At 63.0% G+C, this 15,721-nt stretch carries 11 protein-coding genes; 5 read left to right on the forward strand and 6 right to left on the reverse strand.

Features of this window, described 5'->3' with window-relative positions; genetic code table 11:
* Nucleotides 1-255: 255 nt before the first annotated feature.
* The 5 genes from ACTQ3R_RS11005 to spoIIP all read right to left on the reverse strand — a co-directional run bounded on the left by ACTQ3R_RS11005 (nt 256) and on the right by spoIIP (nt 7,938).
* The gene (locus ACTQ3R_RS11005) at nt 256-1,347 is read right to left on the reverse strand and encodes a GerAB/ArcD/ProY family transporter (protein WP_441779366.1); all 1,092 of its coding nucleotides are present in this window, start codon (nt 1,345-1,347) and stop codon (nt 256-258) included.
* A gap of 18 nt (nt 1,348-1,365) precedes the next feature.
* Nucleotides 1,366-2,445, reverse strand: a complete 1,080-nt coding sequence (locus tag ACTQ3R_RS11010; protein ID WP_441779365.1) for a Ger(x)C family spore germination C-terminal domain-containing protein — start codon at nt 2,443-2,445, stop codon at nt 1,366-1,368.
* Nucleotides 2,442-3,950 carry a spore germination protein gene (locus tag ACTQ3R_RS11015; protein WP_441779364.1) on the reverse strand — a complete coding sequence of 503 codons (1,509 nt, stop codon included), beginning with the start codon at nt 3,948-3,950 and terminating at the stop codon, nt 2,442-2,444. The genes ACTQ3R_RS11010 and ACTQ3R_RS11015 overlap by 4 nt, the downstream gene beginning before the upstream one ends.
* Before the next feature lie 59 nt (nt 3,951-4,009).
* Nucleotides 4,010-6,661 carry a cation-translocating P-type ATPase gene (locus ACTQ3R_RS11020; protein ID WP_441779363.1) on the reverse strand — a complete coding sequence of 884 codons (2,652 nt, stop codon included), beginning with the start codon at nt 6,659-6,661 and terminating at the stop codon, nt 4,010-4,012.
* A 101-nt stretch (nt 6,662-6,762) separates the two neighbouring features.
* Nucleotides 6,763-7,938, reverse strand: a complete 1,176-nt coding sequence (gene spoIIP / locus ACTQ3R_RS11025) for a stage II sporulation protein P (RefSeq protein WP_441779362.1) — start codon at nt 7,936-7,938, stop codon at nt 6,763-6,765.
* Nucleotides 7,939-8,145: 207 nt separating this feature from the next.
* Here spoIIP and miaB point away from each other — a divergent pair, with 207 nt between their 5' ends.
* On the forward strand, nt 8,146-9,558 hold the full coding sequence (miaB, locus tag ACTQ3R_RS11030; RefSeq protein ID WP_441779361.1) for a tRNA (N6-isopentenyl adenosine(37)-C2)-methylthiotransferase MiaB: 1,413 nt from the start codon (nt 8,146-8,148) through the stop codon (nt 9,556-9,558).
* Here miaB and ACTQ3R_RS11035 read toward each other — a convergent pair.
* On the reverse strand, nt 9,551-9,811 hold the full coding sequence (locus tag ACTQ3R_RS11035) for a hypothetical protein (RefSeq protein WP_441779360.1): 261 nt from the start codon (nt 9,809-9,811) through the stop codon (nt 9,551-9,553). The genes miaB and ACTQ3R_RS11035 overlap by 8 nt on opposite strands.
* 96 nt (nt 9,812-9,907) lie before the next feature.
* On the opposite strand from ACTQ3R_RS11035, the gene ACTQ3R_RS11040 reads away from it, so the two are divergent.
* The 4 genes from ACTQ3R_RS11040 to ACTQ3R_RS11055 all read left to right on the forward strand — a co-directional run bounded on the left by ACTQ3R_RS11040 (nt 9,908) and on the right by ACTQ3R_RS11055 (nt 15,704).
* Nucleotides 9,908-10,117 carry a helix-turn-helix domain-containing protein gene (locus tag ACTQ3R_RS11040; RefSeq protein WP_441779359.1) on the forward strand — a complete coding sequence of 70 codons (210 nt, stop codon included), beginning with the start codon at nt 9,908-9,910 and terminating at the stop codon, nt 10,115-10,117.
* A 205-nt stretch (nt 10,118-10,322) separates the two neighbouring features.
* Entirely contained in the window at nt 10,323-12,929 is a 2,607-nt protein-coding gene (gene mutS, locus ACTQ3R_RS11045) for a DNA mismatch repair protein MutS (RefSeq protein WP_441779358.1), read from the forward strand.
* A 24-nt stretch (nt 12,930-12,953) separates the two neighbouring features.
* Nucleotides 12,954-15,014 (forward strand): DNA mismatch repair endonuclease MutL, encoded by a 2,061-nt coding sequence (mutL, locus tag ACTQ3R_RS11050; protein WP_441779357.1) that lies wholly within the window; start codon nt 12,954-12,956, stop codon nt 15,012-15,014.
* A gap of 27 nt (nt 15,015-15,041) precedes the next feature.
* Nucleotides 15,042-15,704 (forward strand): hypothetical protein, encoded by a 663-nt coding sequence (locus ACTQ3R_RS11055; protein WP_441779356.1) that lies wholly within the window; start codon nt 15,042-15,044, stop codon nt 15,702-15,704.
* Nucleotides 15,705-15,721: the final 17 nt, after the last annotated feature.

Genomic DNA, 15,721 nt, shown 5'->3' on the forward strand with positions numbered 1-15,721 from the left:
CGCTGCCCTCGCGGACAGCTTATAGAGGATATCACTGTCGGAATCATTTGTCAAGCACTTTTTTCAAGTTTTCCAAACTGATTTTCAAGTGCCGGACCGGTTTGATTCCCTGCCGAAATCCTCAAACGCCTCTCTCCCAGGGCTTTCAGGGCCCCGTGCCGGAAGCGCTCGCTTATAATAGCAAAATCTCTCCCGCTTGTCAACACCTTTTTTCAAGTTTTTTCAATCTTTTTTTGTGGCCCCTATATCTGCTCCTCATCCGCCTTTTTTCTCACAAGATATGCCTTCTTTTTGGCGCACCAGACAAAGAAGACCGGGGATGGCAAGGCCAAAGAGCAGGTTTCCCACTGGAATGATTTGTTCTCCCAACAGCGTACCCACACCATTTCCCCCCAGCAGCACCAATCCCCCGCCAGCCGCCAGCAGGACGGACAGGAGGGAAATCCAGTTGTGAAGTTTGGACGGCAGGCACGCTCTGCCCATTTCTCTTACTGCAAATACCAGGATCCCGCCCATCACCAGATCGGCAAAGGTCCACAGGGCCGCAATGATGCTCTCCACCCGCTGAAAGGCCCCCTCCACTCCCACGCTTTTTGCCAGGGCAAAGAAGGGGTTGTCCAGCTCCATGGCCAGCCCCGCCCCCAGATTCCCTATTATAATTGCCTGGGCTCCTGCCAGCAGCAGGGTTCCCCCCAGCCCCCAGAACATCCAGTGCCATCCCTGGGCCTCTCCCTGATCCCGCACCGAACCTAGCAAGAACGCTGCAAAAAGGCCCCATCCGATCACGCCCGCAGCCTGCAGCGCGGAACCAGCCGTGGGGACCCAGGTCCAATCTATGGGCAGAAGCCGTTCCGGCTGGGCCTGGCCCAGGGAGAGGCCCAGCACCACCAGAGCGGTGGTGAGCAGCGCGGCCAGAAACAGCTGCCCCGCCCGTGCAAAGGCCTCCAGCTTTCCCCGTCCCATCCACACCAGCATCCCCGCTGCCGCAATGAGAAAAAACCAGAGCGAGCCGTCCCGGTTTCCCGAGGACAACAGCCGCCGGGCGCAGGACCACAAGCGCTGGGCCAGCAGCAGCTGCGCCCATACTATATATAATAGTATAATTCCCCGGCCCACCCAGGGGCCCAGCCGCTCCACGATCCCCTGTGCAGCACCCCGGTCTTTCCCCAGCCGGTTCAGCAGCCAACCGCTTGCCAGCACCAGCGGGGCCGCCAGGGCCACCGACAGCCAGCTGTTCCTTCCCGCCTGGGGCAGCAGCAGCCCTGGCAGCAGCTCCGCCGCCGGGGCCATAATCCCGGCCCACAGAAGCGCCATCAGCTGGGTACGTGAGATGCCCTCCGTTCTCATATACTACCTCCTGCCTGTTTACTCATGCACGACCACCTGGAGATTGATATCAGGCTCCAGCTCTCCAAACCACACCGGCCACTGTTCCTGAATTTCACTCCAGGCCCGAGGGTGGAGCGCGGCCCCCCGCAGGCCCAGGCCCACACAGTCCGCCTCCCACTGCTGCAGGGCAGTCAGCGCCCCCTCCAGCCGGTCCATCAGCTTTTCTTCCATCTGCCTGGAGATCGCATCCTGCTGGGCACGGCTCAGCTCCTGATCATATTCCGTCACCGCAAGGTCGGCTCTGCATGTTATACGCAGTTTCGTGGGGGTCTTCCCCTGGACGCCCAGATTTACAGTGGTATTTACCATACTCACCCGGACCGAAACCCGGTTCTCCTCCAGCTCCAGGGTGAGCACCTCTGCCGGAGCCCGGCCCACCAGCAGTTCCAGGCCACGGGCCGCCTCACCCTCCAAGTAGCCCACCAAACGCGTCCCCTTCCATACGCCATAGCCGCTCTCCGTCAGGGATGCATCCTCCAGCTCTCCAACCGCCAGAGCAGGCACAAAGGCAGCGCCTTGCTCCATCAGGTCACTGTAGATCTCCCCGGCGGTGCGGGAGATGGACGCCTCCCCCAGCTTTCCATCCAGCTGCAGCGTGCTGAGCCGCCCGTCTACTCCGGCCTCTCCCCCGGACTCCACCGCCTGCCGGGCCGTTCCATTCCGCACCAGCCACAGCTGGGCCCCCAGGCCCAGCTCCTCATCCCGAGCAAAATAGTCCAGTACCGGCTTGATCCCCTCCTGGGCCAGCGCTTCGCCCACCAGCAGCTGGTCCACATAGCCGTAAAACACATAGCTGTCGCTGTGCCCCTGTATGGTCAAGCAGGCCGCGCTGAGGGAATCGGCCTGGGCTGACAGCACCAGGGCTTTTTCTCCCTCCGCTTGAAGTCCCTTTGCCCTGGGGCCGGTGGAGACGGTCATCTCCACCCCATCCAGGGCCTGGTCTACTCCCATGGTACGCATGAGGGCCATGTCCCCCATCTCTCTTGCCGTGGGCAGCCCGCTGCAGCCGCTGAGCAGCAGGCAGAGCGCCAGTACCAATGCCAATGCGGTTCTCAACGCTGATTCCTCCTGTTTTTGCTGTTTACTGCCCCATCCCGCCACTTCATTCTGGGAAGGGGCAGGCGCAGGAGACTGGGATGCCCACGGGGCATTTTGGTCCCCGTGGTAAAGGGGGCCAGATAGGGCACCCCAAAGGACTCCAGCCGGGCCAGGTGGTAAATGAGCCCCGCGCACCCTAAGCTCAGGCCGAACAGCCCCCCCAAACTGGAGAGAATGGCCAGCAGAAACCGCCATAGGCGCAGAGCGTTGCCAAAGTCCTGGGAGGGCTGGGTGTAGCCCGCCACCCCGGCAATGGCCACAGCGATGAGGACTGCCGGAGAGACGATGTGGGCCTCCACCGCCGCGTTGCCCACCACCAGGCCGCCCAAAATGGAGACGGTGGCCCCGATGGGGCTGGGCAGGCGCAGTCCCGCCTCCTGAATGACCTCAAAGGCCAGGAGCATGGTCAGCACCTCAAAGATGGTGGAAAAGGGCACCTCCTGTTTGGCCGCCACAATGGACAGGGCCAGCTTCGGGGGGATGGCCTCGGGGTGGAAGGTCACCAGGGCGATATAGAGCCCCGGCAGCAATACTGTGATCAGGGCGCAGAAGTACCGCACCAGGCTCAAGGCTGAGGCCACCATCCAGTGGTAGGCCCGGTCCTGTCCTGTTTTGAAAAATTGGTCGATGGTCCCCGGCACCATCCACCCCAGGGGAATCCCATCCGCAAGCAGGGCCACCCGCCCCTCCAGCAGCCCCTGGCACAGCCGGTCCGGGCGCTGGGTATAGGCCATGAGCGGAAACGGGCTTCTGGCGGTGTCGGCCAGGTACTCCTCCAGATTCCCCGCCGCCTCCAGGCCGTCAATGTCCATTTCTCCCAGCTTTTCCTCCACCTGCTTTACCGTCTCCGGGTCAGCCATGTCCTCCAAATAGAGCACATCCACCTGGGTGCGGGACTGCCGGCCCACAATGTGCTCCTTGATTTTTAGCTGGGGCGCCTTTAATTTCCGGCGGATCATGGCCGTGTTGGTGCGGATGGACTCCACAAAGGACTCCCGGCTCCCCTTCAGGGCGGGCTCGTTTTCCGGCTCCCCCACCCCGCGCTTTTCCTCAGTGGGGACGGGCAGGGTGAGCACATCCATGCGTCCGGGGAAAAAGAGGGCACAGCTGCCCAGCAGCAGGTCGTTGACCACATCGTCCAGCTTGTCCCGGCGGATGGCCGCCAGATTATAGAGGGCGCCGTACTGCAAAAGGGAAAAGAGCTCTCCCTCCGGGGCCTGGCTGAGGGAGCGGTCCTGGGCCAGGGGGCGGAGGATATAGTCGCTCAGCCGCTCATTGCGGGTCAAGCCCAGCAGATAGCACACCGTCACCGTCCGCTGCCGGTCGCCGTTTAGATAGACGGTGCGCTCCATAAAATCCACACAGCCGGTGAAGATCTCTTTCAGGTTTTCCAGGGACAGCGGCCGGTCAAACCGGGGCTCCTGGCGGGGATGGGGCTGTTCAGCCTGCTTCTTTTGGGCCATACGGAAACTCCCTCCTGTTCTGGGATAGTGTTCCAAAACGGAAGGGAGTTTATACCCATTTACCGCAGGGCCATTTCCTTTTTTTCCGCCGTTTCCCCCCTTTGTTTGCCCCGTCTCAGCCCTTTGCCCAGCTCACACACCGGGATAGGGGCAATGGCCAGGACCAGTACCCAAAACCACTGCCGGGCGTCCATGGGGACCACGGAAAATACCCGCTGCAGCGGCGGCAGCAGCAGCACCGACAGCTGCATGGCCATCCCCGCCAGAAAGGCACGGTTCATGGCGGGGTTGGACAACGGACCCTGGGCAAAGAGGGAGCGGTCCTCGCTGCGCACATTAAAGGCGTGGAAAAGCTGGCACATGGTCAGGGTGGCAAAGGCCATGGTGTTGGCCACCGCCCCCTCCATGCCCGGCCCCCCCAGGTGAAGAAAGCCTAAAAAGTAGGCCGCCAGGGTGAGCCCTCCCACCATCAGGCCCTGCCACAGAAGGCGGAAGGTAAAGCTGCGGTCAAAGAGATTGGCGCTGGCCTCTCTGGGGGGCTGCTCCATGACTCCCTCCTCCACCGGCTCCACCCCCAGGGCCAGGGCGGGCAGAGAATCGGTGACCAGGTTGAGCCACAAAAGCTGTACCGGCACCAGAGGCATCTGCCCAAAGCCCAGCAGGGTAGCTACAAAGATGGTAACGATCTCCCCGATGTTGCAGGAGAGAAGATAGTGGATGGCCTTGCGGATGTTGGAGTAGATCCCCCGGCCCTCCTCAATGGCGGAGACGATGGTGGAAAAGTTGTCGTCGGTGAGGATCATGTGGGCGGCCCCCTTGGCCACGTCGGTGCCGGTACGGCCCATGGCGCAGCCGATGTCCGCGCTCTTCAGGGCCGGGGCGTCGTTGACCCCGTCCCCGGTCATGGCCACCACCTTTCCCTTCTTCTGCCAGGCCTGGACAATGCGCATTTTGTGCTCGGGAGAGACTCGGGCAAAGACGGAAAATTTCTCAATGTCCCCCTCCAGCATCTCCTGGGGCATAAAGTCCAGCTCCGGCCCGGTCACCGTCCAGTCTCCCGGCCGGGCGATGTTCAGCTCCCGTGCCACCGCCAGGGCGGTCGCGCGGTGGTCCCCGGTGATCATCACCGGGCGTACCCCCGCCAGATGGCACTGGGCCACTGCGTAGCGCACCTCCGGCCTGGGCGGGTCCATCAGGCCGAACAGGCCCAAAAAGGTCAGCCCCCGCTCCACTTCCCCCGGCTCTGGCTGTCGGGGCAGAAGGCTCAACTCCCGCCGGGCCACGGCAATGACCCGCAGGGCGCGGGATGCCATGGCCTCGTTGGCCTCCAAAATCCGCTCCTTGTCCGCCGCCGTCATGGCCCCCCGCACCGTGGCGGTGCACCGCTCCAGCAGCACGTCCGGGGCCCCCTTTACATAGGCCGTCCAGCCACCCTGGGGATTGGTATGCAGGGTGGACATGAGCTTGCGTCCCGAGTCAAAGGGAATATCCCCCACGCGGGGCCACTGTTCCCCCTCCTTCTGCTGGTCCACTCCCTCCCTTGCGGCGGCCACCACCAGGGCGGCCTCGGTGGGGTCGCCGTCGGCAGTAGGCGCCCCCGCCTTCCAAATGAGCCGGGCGTCAGAGCACAGGCAGGCGGCCACCATGATCTCCCGGCGGCGGCTGCCGGGCAGGGCCCAAACCTCCTGGACGGTCATTTTGTTCTGGGTCAGGGTGCCCGTCTTATCCGAGCAGATGACCCCCGCGCAGCCCAAAGTCTCCACCGCCGGGAGCTTTTTTACAATGGCCCCCCGGCCCGCCAGCCGCTGCACCCCCAGGGCCAGCACAATGGTGACAATGGCGGGCAGCCCCTCAGGGATGGCCGCCACCGCCAGGGACACGGCGGTGAGGAACATCTCCAGCATGTCCTTCCCTTGAAACAGTCCCACCCCGAACATAACCGCACACACACAAAGGCACAGGAAGGACAAGGACTTTGAAATCTCCCCCATTTTCCGCTGGAGAGGCGTCTCCCCGGAGCCGCTGTCCAGCAGCAGCCCGGCAATCTGCCCCATCTCCGTCTCCATCCCCGTGGCCACCACCAGGGCGGTGCCCCGCCCGGCGGTGACGAGGGTGCCCGCGCACAGCATATTCACCCGGTCCCCCAGAGGGGTGCTCTCGGGCAGGGCCTCCCGTGCCTGTTTTTCCACGGGCACCGATTCCCCAGTCATGGCGCTTTCATCGGCCTGGAGGCGGCTGCACTCCAAAATCCGGGCGTCGGCGGGGATCTGATCCCCCGCTTCCAGAAGGATCACATCTCCAGGCACCAGTTCCCGTGCCGGAATGGTTTTGGCTGTTCCCTCCCGGATGACCTTCGCCTTTGGGGCGGACATCTGCCGCAGCTCCTCCAGGGCCTGCTGGGCATGGTCCTCCTGGGTGATGGAGATGATGGCGTTGACCGCCACAATCACCAGAATAATAAAGCCGTCCAGCCAGTCCTGTCCGCCGCTGGCCGCCAGAGACAGCCCCGCCGCCCCCAGCAGTACCAAAATCATAGGGTCTTTCAGCTGTCCCAACAGCCGGAAAAAAAGCCCCGGCCCCTCCGGGGCGGCCAGCTCATTGGGGCCCAGCTCCTCCAGGCGGGACTTCGCTTCCCGCTCCGTCAGCCCCTCCCAGCTGCTCTCCAGCTCCTTCATCACATGGGAGGCCGGCCGGCTGTACCAGTCGTCCATATCCTCACGCTCCCTTCCAGTTTGTTCCAATTATAATCTCAGGCCTGTCCGCTTTTGGGGGAATTTTGGGGAAGGAAAAAATGTAGGGGGAAGGCTTCCCCCTACCCCTCCTCCTTCAGTGTCAGCAGCGTCCGGGCCACGTTGTCCGCCCACAGCCGGGCCCCTGCAATGGCCTCGGTGAGGGTATTGCCGTGGCCGCCCACCTCCACCAGAATGGAGCCGGGGAGCAGCTGCTGGTTATAGCGGCTGTTGCGCAGGACGATGGGCCGGGCCAGACTGGTATAGCCCCGCACCAGGCTGCGCTGGAGAAACACGGCAAAGGCCAGATTGTCCTTCCACCGGGGAAAGTCCGCCCCGCCTCCGCTGGAGCCAATGACCAGCATCACCTGGGCCACCTTCTCTCCCGCCTCCGTGGACACCATTTTATAGATCTCCCCATTGCTGCCCTCCAGGGCGTCCCGGTGGACGTCCAGCACCACCTGAATGGTGGGGTACTTCTCCAGCCACTGCTCCACCGCCGCCTTGGAGCGGTCATAGGCCTCGTTGTAGGAGGGGTAATCAAAGAGGGTGGTGTCGTGGATCACCTGAAAGCCATGGGCCCGGAAAACGGTGGCCATCTCCTCGCCCACCTTCACCACGTTGTGGGTGCAGTCGGTGGTGCGGTAGGGGTCGCTCTCCTCATAGGCATCCCCGTCGTTCTGGGAATAGGCCTCGCTGCCGTGGGAGTGGACAATGAGGATCTGGGGCCCCTCCCCCAGGTTCACATCCACCGTTCCCTCCCGCAGCACCGACGCGTCCAGGTCAAAGCTGGTGCGGTTATAGACGTACACCTCCCCCTCCCGGAGATACTTGCTCCCCTCTTTTCCCTTGCCGGTCATCTCCACAATGCCCTCTCCCTGGCCCGAGGGGGTGAGCTGGGGCTGCTCCTCGTCCTCCCCGTCCTGCTCCATCAGGTCCCCCTCTCCGGACTGGTTCTCCTCCTCCGTGCGGCTCAGACGCAGGGCGCGCACCTGGTCCTCCCCCGCGGAAAGAAGGGGGCTGCTGTCCACCAGAAGCCTTCCCCAGCCGGTGAGCGCCTCCTGGCCGGGAAGCGCCCCCAGCCGGCTCTCCAGCAGAGCCACCGCCAGGGCCGGTTCCTGGCCCAGCTGGGACAGCCGTTCTCCCAGCCCGCCCAGGTCTGCCGTCAGGCTGAGACCCCAGCCCCCCACCAGCACCAGGCCCAGGGCTACCCCCCGGCGCAGGGCCCGTCCCACTGTTTTCTTCTCCCGTTCGCCCATAGCACCCACTCCTATCTTCCGTATGGACACGCTGATAACAGAGCATATGCCCCCTGGGGCGCCAATATGACCGGGGGGAGAAAAGCCGGGATGCCGCCTTGTTTTTTCGTGGGGAAAATAGTATAATATAGAATCTAAAAATGGCGGCTTGTGCCCTTTTGGGCACAGCCTTTCCAATAAAACGCGCCGCGGCGCATGGAGGTTTTTATGGAACGCACCACCACCGTCATCTCTCCCCAGGATATCCAGGCTCAGCTGGAGCACTGCCGTGCCATTGCCCAGCTCACGCAGCAGTGGCCGGAACAGCCCCTGGCCTTTGTGGACACCTATGGCTGCCAGCAGAACGAGGCGGACAGCGAACGCATCCGGGGCTATCTGGAGGAGATGGGCTATGGCTTTACCGACGATGAGGAGAAGGCCCGGATCATCGTCATCAACACCTGTGCCATCCGGGAGCACGCCGAACAGCGGGTGTTCGGCAACGTGGGCGCTCTGGTCCACGTGAAGCGCCGCCACCCGGAGCAGATCATCTGCCTGTGCGGCTGCATGGCCCAGCGGCCCCAGGTGGCGGAGAAGATCCGCCAGTCCTACCGCCATGTGGACCTGGTCTTTGGCCCCCACGCCCTGTGGAAGTTCCCGGAGATGATCCACACGCTGCTGCTCCACCGGGGGCGCATTTTTCAGGTGAACGACGAGGCGGGCTCCATTGCCGAGGGCATCCCCCTCATGCGCCAGGACAGCGTCAAGGCCTGGGTGTCCATCATGTACGGCTGCAACAACTTCTGCTCCTACTGCATCGTCCCCTACGTCCGGGGCCGGGAGCGCTCCCGCCAGCCTCAGGACATTCTCTCTGAGGTGCGCCAGCTTGTCTCCGAAGGCTATAAGGACATTACCCTTCTGGGCCAGAACGTCAATTCCTACGGCAAGGACCTGGAGCAGCCCATGGACTTTGCCGACCTGCTGGAGCAGGTCAATGCCATTGACGGGGACTTCCTCATCCGCTTTATGACCTCTCACCCCAAGGACGCCACCCAGAAGCTCTTTGAGACCATGGCCCGGTGTGAAAAGGTGGCCCCCGTGCTCCACCTGCCCTTCCAGGCGGGCAACGACCGGGTGCTGCAGGTGATGAACCGCCGCCACACCAGGGAGCAGTATCTGGAAAAGATCCGGGCCATCAAGGCCCTTATCCCTGATATCGTCCTCACCTCCGACGTGATCGTGGGCTTCCCCGGAGAGACCACCGAGGAATTTGAGGACACGTTGAAGGTGCTGGAAGAGGTGCGCTTTGACGCCCTGTTCACCTTTATCTTCTCCCCCCGGCCGGGCACCCCTGCCGCCCAGATGGACGACCCCATGAGCAAGGAGGAGAAGCTTGCCAACTTCAACCGCCTCACCGCCCTGCAGGACGCCATCTCTGAGGAGAAGCACCAGGCCTACATCGGCAAGACGGTGCGCTGTCTCATGGACGGCCTCAGCGACGACGAGCGCTGGGACCTTACCGCCCGCACTCCCGGCAACCGCCTGGTGCGCGTGGTGGGGGACAAGAGCGCCCTGGGCCAGTTCCGGGAGGTCAAGATCACCGATGCCAACAAGTGGTCCCTCTTCGGGGAGCTTATCTGAGCTCCCCCAGCGCAAGACCGATGGACAGCCCGGCCAGGAACACCGCCTCCTGCTCAAAGGCGGCCTGGGTCTCCAGCTGGGTCCACAGTCTCCGCCCGCACTTCCCCGGCTCCTCCCCCAGTGCGCGAAGCTCCTTGCCCAGCCGCTCCGCCTCCCGGCGGGCCTGGGACAGGGTCTCGTAGTTGGGGGCCTCGAAGCGGGGGAAGAGGTGCTCCCGTGCGTACAAATAGATTGCTTCTTGTAATTCAGTCATAGTATTATCCTCCTAGTATCACATTTTACGCATAAATGTGCGTTTTCACCGTTATCATATACGCATTTTTATGCGTTGTCAAGGGGTGGTCCTGCCATGTCCGTATTCTCGGAACGATTAATTGATCTGCGCAAAACGCGCGGTTTATCTCAGGCCCAGGCGGCAAAGGAAATTGGCGCGGCACCCAGGGCCTATCAAAATTATGAATACGGAACGGCCGAACCCCGCCTCTCCACCCTCGTCCGCATCGCCGACTTCTACGGTGTATCTCTGGACTATCTGGCCGGGCGGACGGACACCCCATAACCGCCCCCAAAAGCCCTCCCGCAGGGAGTTTCGCCGCCCGCAGGCGGCGAAAGAACATGAAATCCGTTTTTTCGGCGGCTTTGCCGAAGCGAAAAAACTCTGCTCAATCCGCAAGTGCCCGTTTTAACGGGCGCGCGGCGGATTGCAATCTTTATCATTGGAATGGCTCTGCCATTCCAATGACGAAACGAAAGTCGGTGTCTCCATGGCAGAAATCACCCCCATGATGCAGCAATATCTGGATATGAAGGCCCAGAACCCGGATTCTATTCTCTTCTTCCGCCTGGGCGACTTCTATGAGATGTTCAACGAGGACGCCAAGCTGGTGTCCAAGGAGCTGGACCTCACCCTCACCACACGGGACCGGAACAAGCCCCCGGAGGAGCGCACCCCCATGTGCGGGGTGCCCTACCACTCCTGCGACAGCTACATCGCCCGGCTCATCGCCAAGGGCTACAAGGTGGCCATCTGCGAACAGACCGAGGACCCCGCCCTGGCAAAGGGCCTGGTGGACCGGGACATCATCCGGGTCATCACCCCCGGCACCGTCATCGCCTCCTCCATGCTGGAGGAGAGCAAAAATAACTACATCTGCTCCATCCTGGCCCAGGAGGAGGGCTTTGGCCTGTGCCTGTGCGACATCTCCACCGGAGAGGTGTACGCCACCTCCCTCCCCGCCGGGGAGGAGGGCCTGGGCCACCTGAAAAACGAGCTGGGCCGCTTCCACCCCACCGAGGCCGTCCTCTCCCCCACCGCCTTTGAAAACCAGGAGCTGCGGGAATTTTTAAAGGAGCGGCTCCAATGCGCCTGTGAGCGCGCCGGGGAGGAGCCCTTTGCCCTGGACGCGGCCCAGGAGCTGGTGAAGGGGCAGTTCAAAGCGGGCCTGGACACCGTCCCCCAGGGGGACACGGCGGCCATCCGGGCCGCCGGGGGTCTGCTGCGCTACCTCTACGAGACCCAGAAAACCGACCTGGGCCACATCGCCAGTTTTACGTACTACACCTCCAGCCACTTTATGGAGCTGGACCTCACCGCCCGGCAGACGTTGGAGCTCACCTCCACCCTGCGCTCCAAGGACAAGAAGGGCTCCCTGCTGTGGGTGCTGGACAAGACCAAAACCGCCATGGGCGGACGGCTCATGCGGGGATGGATGGAGCGCCCCCTCCTCTCCCCGGTGCAGATCGCCCGGCGGCAGCAGGCGGTGGGCGACCTGGTGGAGGACGCCATCACACGGGAGGAGTTATCCTTAGCCCTCCGGGAGGTCACCGACCTGGAGCGGTTAGTTGGCCGGGTGGTCTACGGCTCGGCGGGCAGCCGGGACCTGGCCGCCCTGTCTGGGGGCCTGGCCAAGCTCCCCCACATCCGCGACCTTTTAAGCCACTGTCCCAGCGCCCTGCTCTCCTCGCTGAAGGAGGAACTGGATGACCTGCCCCAGCTCCGGACGGAGCTGGACCGGGCCCTCATGGACGACGACAAGCTCCCCTTCTCTGTCCGGGAGGGCGGCTTCATCCGGGAGGGGTACAGCCCCGACGTGGACGAGCAGCGCGACCTTATTGACCACGCCTCGGAGAAGCTGGCCGACCTGGAACGGCGCACCAAGGAGCAGACGGGCATCAAGAACATGAAGGTCAAGAGCAACAAGGTCTTTGGCTATTACATCGAGGTGGCCAAGTCCCAGATCGACCTGGTGCCCGCCGACTGGGCGAGAAAACAGACCACCGTCAACGCCGAGCGATATATTTCCCAGGAATTAAAGGAGCTGGAGCACGCCATCCTCTCCGCCCAGGACAAGGTCACTGCTTTGGAGTATCAGCTCTTCTGCCAGCTCAAGGAGCTGGTGTGCCAGCAGGTGGACCGCATCCAGGCCACCGCCGCCGCCGTGGCCCAGGTGGACGTGCTCATGTCCCTGGCCACCGTGGCCGCCGCCAACGGCTATTGCATGCCCCAGGTGGATGACTCCGACGCCCTCACCATTGTGGAGGGCCGCCACCCGGTGGTGGAGAAGGTGCTCAAAGGCGCCCCCTTTGTCCCCAACGACACCCACATGGACGGCGGGGACGACCTGTGCGCCATCATCACCGGCCCCAACATGGCCGGTAAATCCACCTACATGCGCCAGGTGGCCCTCATTACCCTCATGGCCCAGATGGGCTCCTTTGTCCCAGCCAAGTCCGCCCACATCGGGGTGGTGGACCGGATCTTCACCCGCATCGGGGCCAGTGACGACCTGTCCGCCGGACAGTCCACCTTTATGGTGGAGATGACCGAGGTGGCCGCCCTTTTGAACCACGCCACCAAAAAGTCCCTGCTCATCCTGGATGAGATCGGCCGGGGCACCAGCACCTATGACGGCATGGCCATCGCCCGTGCGGTGCTGGAGTACTGCGCCGACCGCAAGCGCCTGGGGGCCAAAACCCTCTTTGCCACCCACTATCACGAGCTCACCGCCCTGGAAGGCCAGATCTCCGGGGTGAAAAACTACAACATCGCCGCCAAAAAGCGGGGCAGCGAGGTCATCTTCCTGCGGAAAATCGTCCGGGGCGGGGCCGACCAGAGCTATGGCGTGGAGGTGGCCAAGCTGGCCGGGGTCCCTGACCGGGTGGTCCGCCGGGCGCGGGACATCCTCCAGGAGCTGGAGGAAAACGGCTGCGTCCGGGTGGAGGCAGCCGCCGCCCCTCAGGAGCAGATCTCCCTGATGGATCTCGGGGGCCAGACGGTGCTTCAAAAGCTCCGCATGACCGATGTGAATATCCTCTCCCCCATCGAGGCGCTGAACCTCCTGGCGGAGCTGAAGCAGGATCTGAACGGATAACCATTTTTGATTTCGAGGTAACCTATGCCTACCATTCAAGTATTAGATTCCCATGTGGCCGACCTCATCGCCGCCGGTGAGGTGGTGGAACGGCCGGCCAGCGTGGCCAAGGAGCTGATGGAAAACGCCATCGACGCCGGGGCCAGCGCCATCACCGTGGAAATTACCCACGGGGGGATGACCTATCTCCGGGTCACCGACGACGGAAAGGGCATCCCCGCCGATGAAGTGAAAACCGCCTTTCTCCGCCACGCCACCAGCAAGCTGCGCACGGAATATGACCTGGAGGCCATCGGCACCCTGGGCTTCCGGGGGGAGGCCCTGGCCGCCATCGCCGCCGTCAGCCGGGTGGAAATTCTCACCCGCACTGCTGACGAGGAGCTTGGCACCTCTCTCTCCCTGGAGGGAGGCGTTTACGGCCCGGTGGAAGAGGCGGGCTGTCCCCTGGGCACCACCATGGTGGTCCGGGACCTGTTCTTCAACACCCCCGCCCGGCTGAAATTTATGAAAAAGGACGCCGCTGAGGGGGCCGCTGTCTTTGCCACCGTCCAGCGCTTGGCCCTGTCCCACCCGGAGGTGAGCGTGAAGTTCATCCGGGACGGGAAGCAGGAGATGCTCACCCCCGGCGACGGACAGCTCCAAAGCGCCGTCTACGCCGTCTTGGGCCGGGAGCTGGCCCTGGGCTTCCGGCCGGTGAAGGCCAGCGGGGAGGACATGACGGTATCCGGCTATGTCTCTCTGCCCGCCTGCTGCCGGGGCAGCCGGAATTGGCAGTTTTTTTTCGTCAACGGCCGCCAGGTAAAGTCCAAGCTTATGATGGCCGCCCTGGAGGAGGCCTACAAAAACCAGAAAATGGTGGGCCGTTTCCCCGGCTGCGTTCTCCATCTGGAGACCAAGCTCAACGCCGTGGATGTAAACGTCCACCCGGCCAAAACGGAAGTGAAGTTTGGAAACGAGCGCCAGGTTTTTTCCGCTGTCTACCACGCGGTCCTCTCCGCCCTGGAGGCTGACCGCTCCCATCCCAAGGCGGAGCTTCGCAACGAAGTGATCCCCGCTTTCAAGGCTTCGGATTCCGTCACCCCCCATCAGACTCAGATCCCCCTTTCTCTCCACAAGGAGGAGGCAAATGGTGGAAAAATCCCGTCCGGCGGCTCCGGGGCAGTCCAGCAGCCTGCCCCCGCCCCCGCTCCGGCCGCCGGGGTAGCACGGGTACATGACAGCGCCTATCCGCTCCAGAAACCTGCCGATTTCAGGCCCGTTTCTCCGGCACAGCCTCCCCATTCCTTCTCCTACGTCCACCCCATCGCCCCCCGGCCGGCGGTTTCCACATCCACAGCCAAAGGTTCTCCTGCCCAGGAAATTGTCCACAAAAATCCAGCGGCTGTGGAGAAATCTTCCCCCGCTCCCCAGCCTGTGCAGCCTATCCACTCTGCCCCCGCTCCGGTGGCGGAGGTTTCGGCCGCTCCGATGGACCCGGCCCCTTCTGTGGAACACGCTCCCGAGCTGCCCTTGCTCGAGCCCACCCCCACCTGGCGCTTAGCCGGGGAGGTCTTTAACACCTATATTCTGGTGGAGCAGGGGGACACGGTGTATCTCATCGACAAGCACGCCGCCCACGAGCGGATGAATTTTGACCGGATGAAGGCCGCGGGCTATGACCCCATGGCCCAGAGCCTGCTCTCCCCCGTCCTGTGCCGCCTGGACCCCAGCCAGCGGCAGGTGCTGCTGGACCATCAGGCGCTTCTGGAGGAGTTTGGCTTTGAGGTGGACGAGCTGGGCCAGGACCTGGCCGTGCGCCAGGCCCCCTTCGACGTGGCGGTGGAGGATATTCCCGCCACCCTGGAGGACCTGGCCCAGAAGCTGCTCACCACCGGCAAGGCCGACCCTGCCGCCGCACGGGACGAGCTTCTTCACACCATGGCCTGCAAGGCGGCCATCAAGGGCGGCTGGAAATCCAGCCCCCAGGAGCTGGAGCGGGTGGCCAAGGCCGTCATGGACGGCACCGTAAAATACTGCCCCCACGGCCGCCCCGTGGCCATTGAACTGACCCGCAAGGAGCTGGAAAAGCAGTTCAAGCGGGCGTAAGCACTTTTTTCGGGAGGTGTTTTTTCCATGGCAGACTGGAACCTGTACCTTTCCCGCTATCAGCATACCCACGGCGGCTTTTTCTTTGGAGGCGGCGATACCTCGTGTGACAGCCAGCTTGTGCTGTCAGAGGGAGAAGCATCCCCCCTGCTGGTCTGTATGAGCAACGATCCCGCCGGCCGCTCCACCGTAGAAGCCTTACGGGCCCGCACCATGGTCACATTGGACCGCCCCTATACGCTTCATATCCGCGCCCGCGGCCTGATCGGCAGCGGCGTCAGCGGTGTTGCCAGCCTGGTGGGCAAGGCCATGGACTTTGGCTTCTCCGAGACCAAGGGACGGGTCATTACCACCGACAACAAGGCCTTTACCAAGCTGGTGCTGGGGGACCTTGCCTTGCGCAATGCCATCACCACACGGAAAAAAGATGCCCTTTGGATCCGTCCGGGGCCCCAGGGCGACGGTCAGCATATCGTGGAAGTCTTTGCGACCAATTTTGGGGGAACGCTGAATGATGAGAGCCCCTGGTACAACGATGCCATGCTGACCGATTTGATGTATGTTTCGGATGAGGATAAGGAACCCATCCTCCGGGCGGGCAGCAAATATTTTGACGCCCAGATGGATGCTTTTCTGGATTTTCTCCGGGCGGCGCGGGATGCGGTCACCCGGTGGCCCGTCTCTTCATAAAGCGTATCACCTTTACA

It is taken from the genome of Lawsonibacter sp. LCP25S3_E2, from assembly GCF_052117285.1.
GTDB lineage: Bacteria > Bacillota > Clostridia > Oscillospirales > Oscillospiraceae > Lawsonibacter.

Coding starts and splice junctions, on each gene's coding strand:
- ACTQ3R_RS11005 (WP_441779366.1), bottom strand. CDS start 1,347: ATGAGAACGGAGGGCATCTCACGTACCCAGCTGATGGCGCTTCTGTGG.
- ACTQ3R_RS11015 (WP_441779364.1), bottom strand. CDS start 3,950: ATGGCCCAAAAGAAGCAGGCTGAACAGCCCCATCCCCGCCAGGAGCCC.
- ACTQ3R_RS11020 (WP_441779363.1), bottom strand. CDS start 6,661: ATGGACGACTGGTACAGCCGGCCGGCCTCCCATGTGATGAAGGAGCTG.
- spoIIP (WP_441779362.1), bottom strand. CDS start 7,938: ATGGGCGAACGGGAGAAGAAAACAGTGGGACGGGCCCTGCGCCGGGGG.
- miaB (WP_441779361.1), top strand. CDS start 8,146: ATGGAACGCACCACCACCGTCATCTCTCCCCAGGATATCCAGGCTCAG.
- ACTQ3R_RS11035 (WP_441779360.1), bottom strand. CDS start 9,811: ATGACTGAATTACAAGAAGCAATCTATTTGTACGCACGGGAGCACCTC.
- ACTQ3R_RS11040 (WP_441779359.1), top strand. CDS start 9,908: ATGTCCGTATTCTCGGAACGATTAATTGATCTGCGCAAAACGCGCGGT.
- mutS (WP_441779358.1), top strand. CDS start 10,323: ATGGCAGAAATCACCCCCATGATGCAGCAATATCTGGATATGAAGGCC.
- mutL (WP_441779357.1), top strand. CDS start 12,954: ATGCCTACCATTCAAGTATTAGATTCCCATGTGGCCGACCTCATCGCC.
- ACTQ3R_RS11055 (WP_441779356.1), top strand. CDS start 15,042: ATGGCAGACTGGAACCTGTACCTTTCCCGCTATCAGCATACCCACGGC.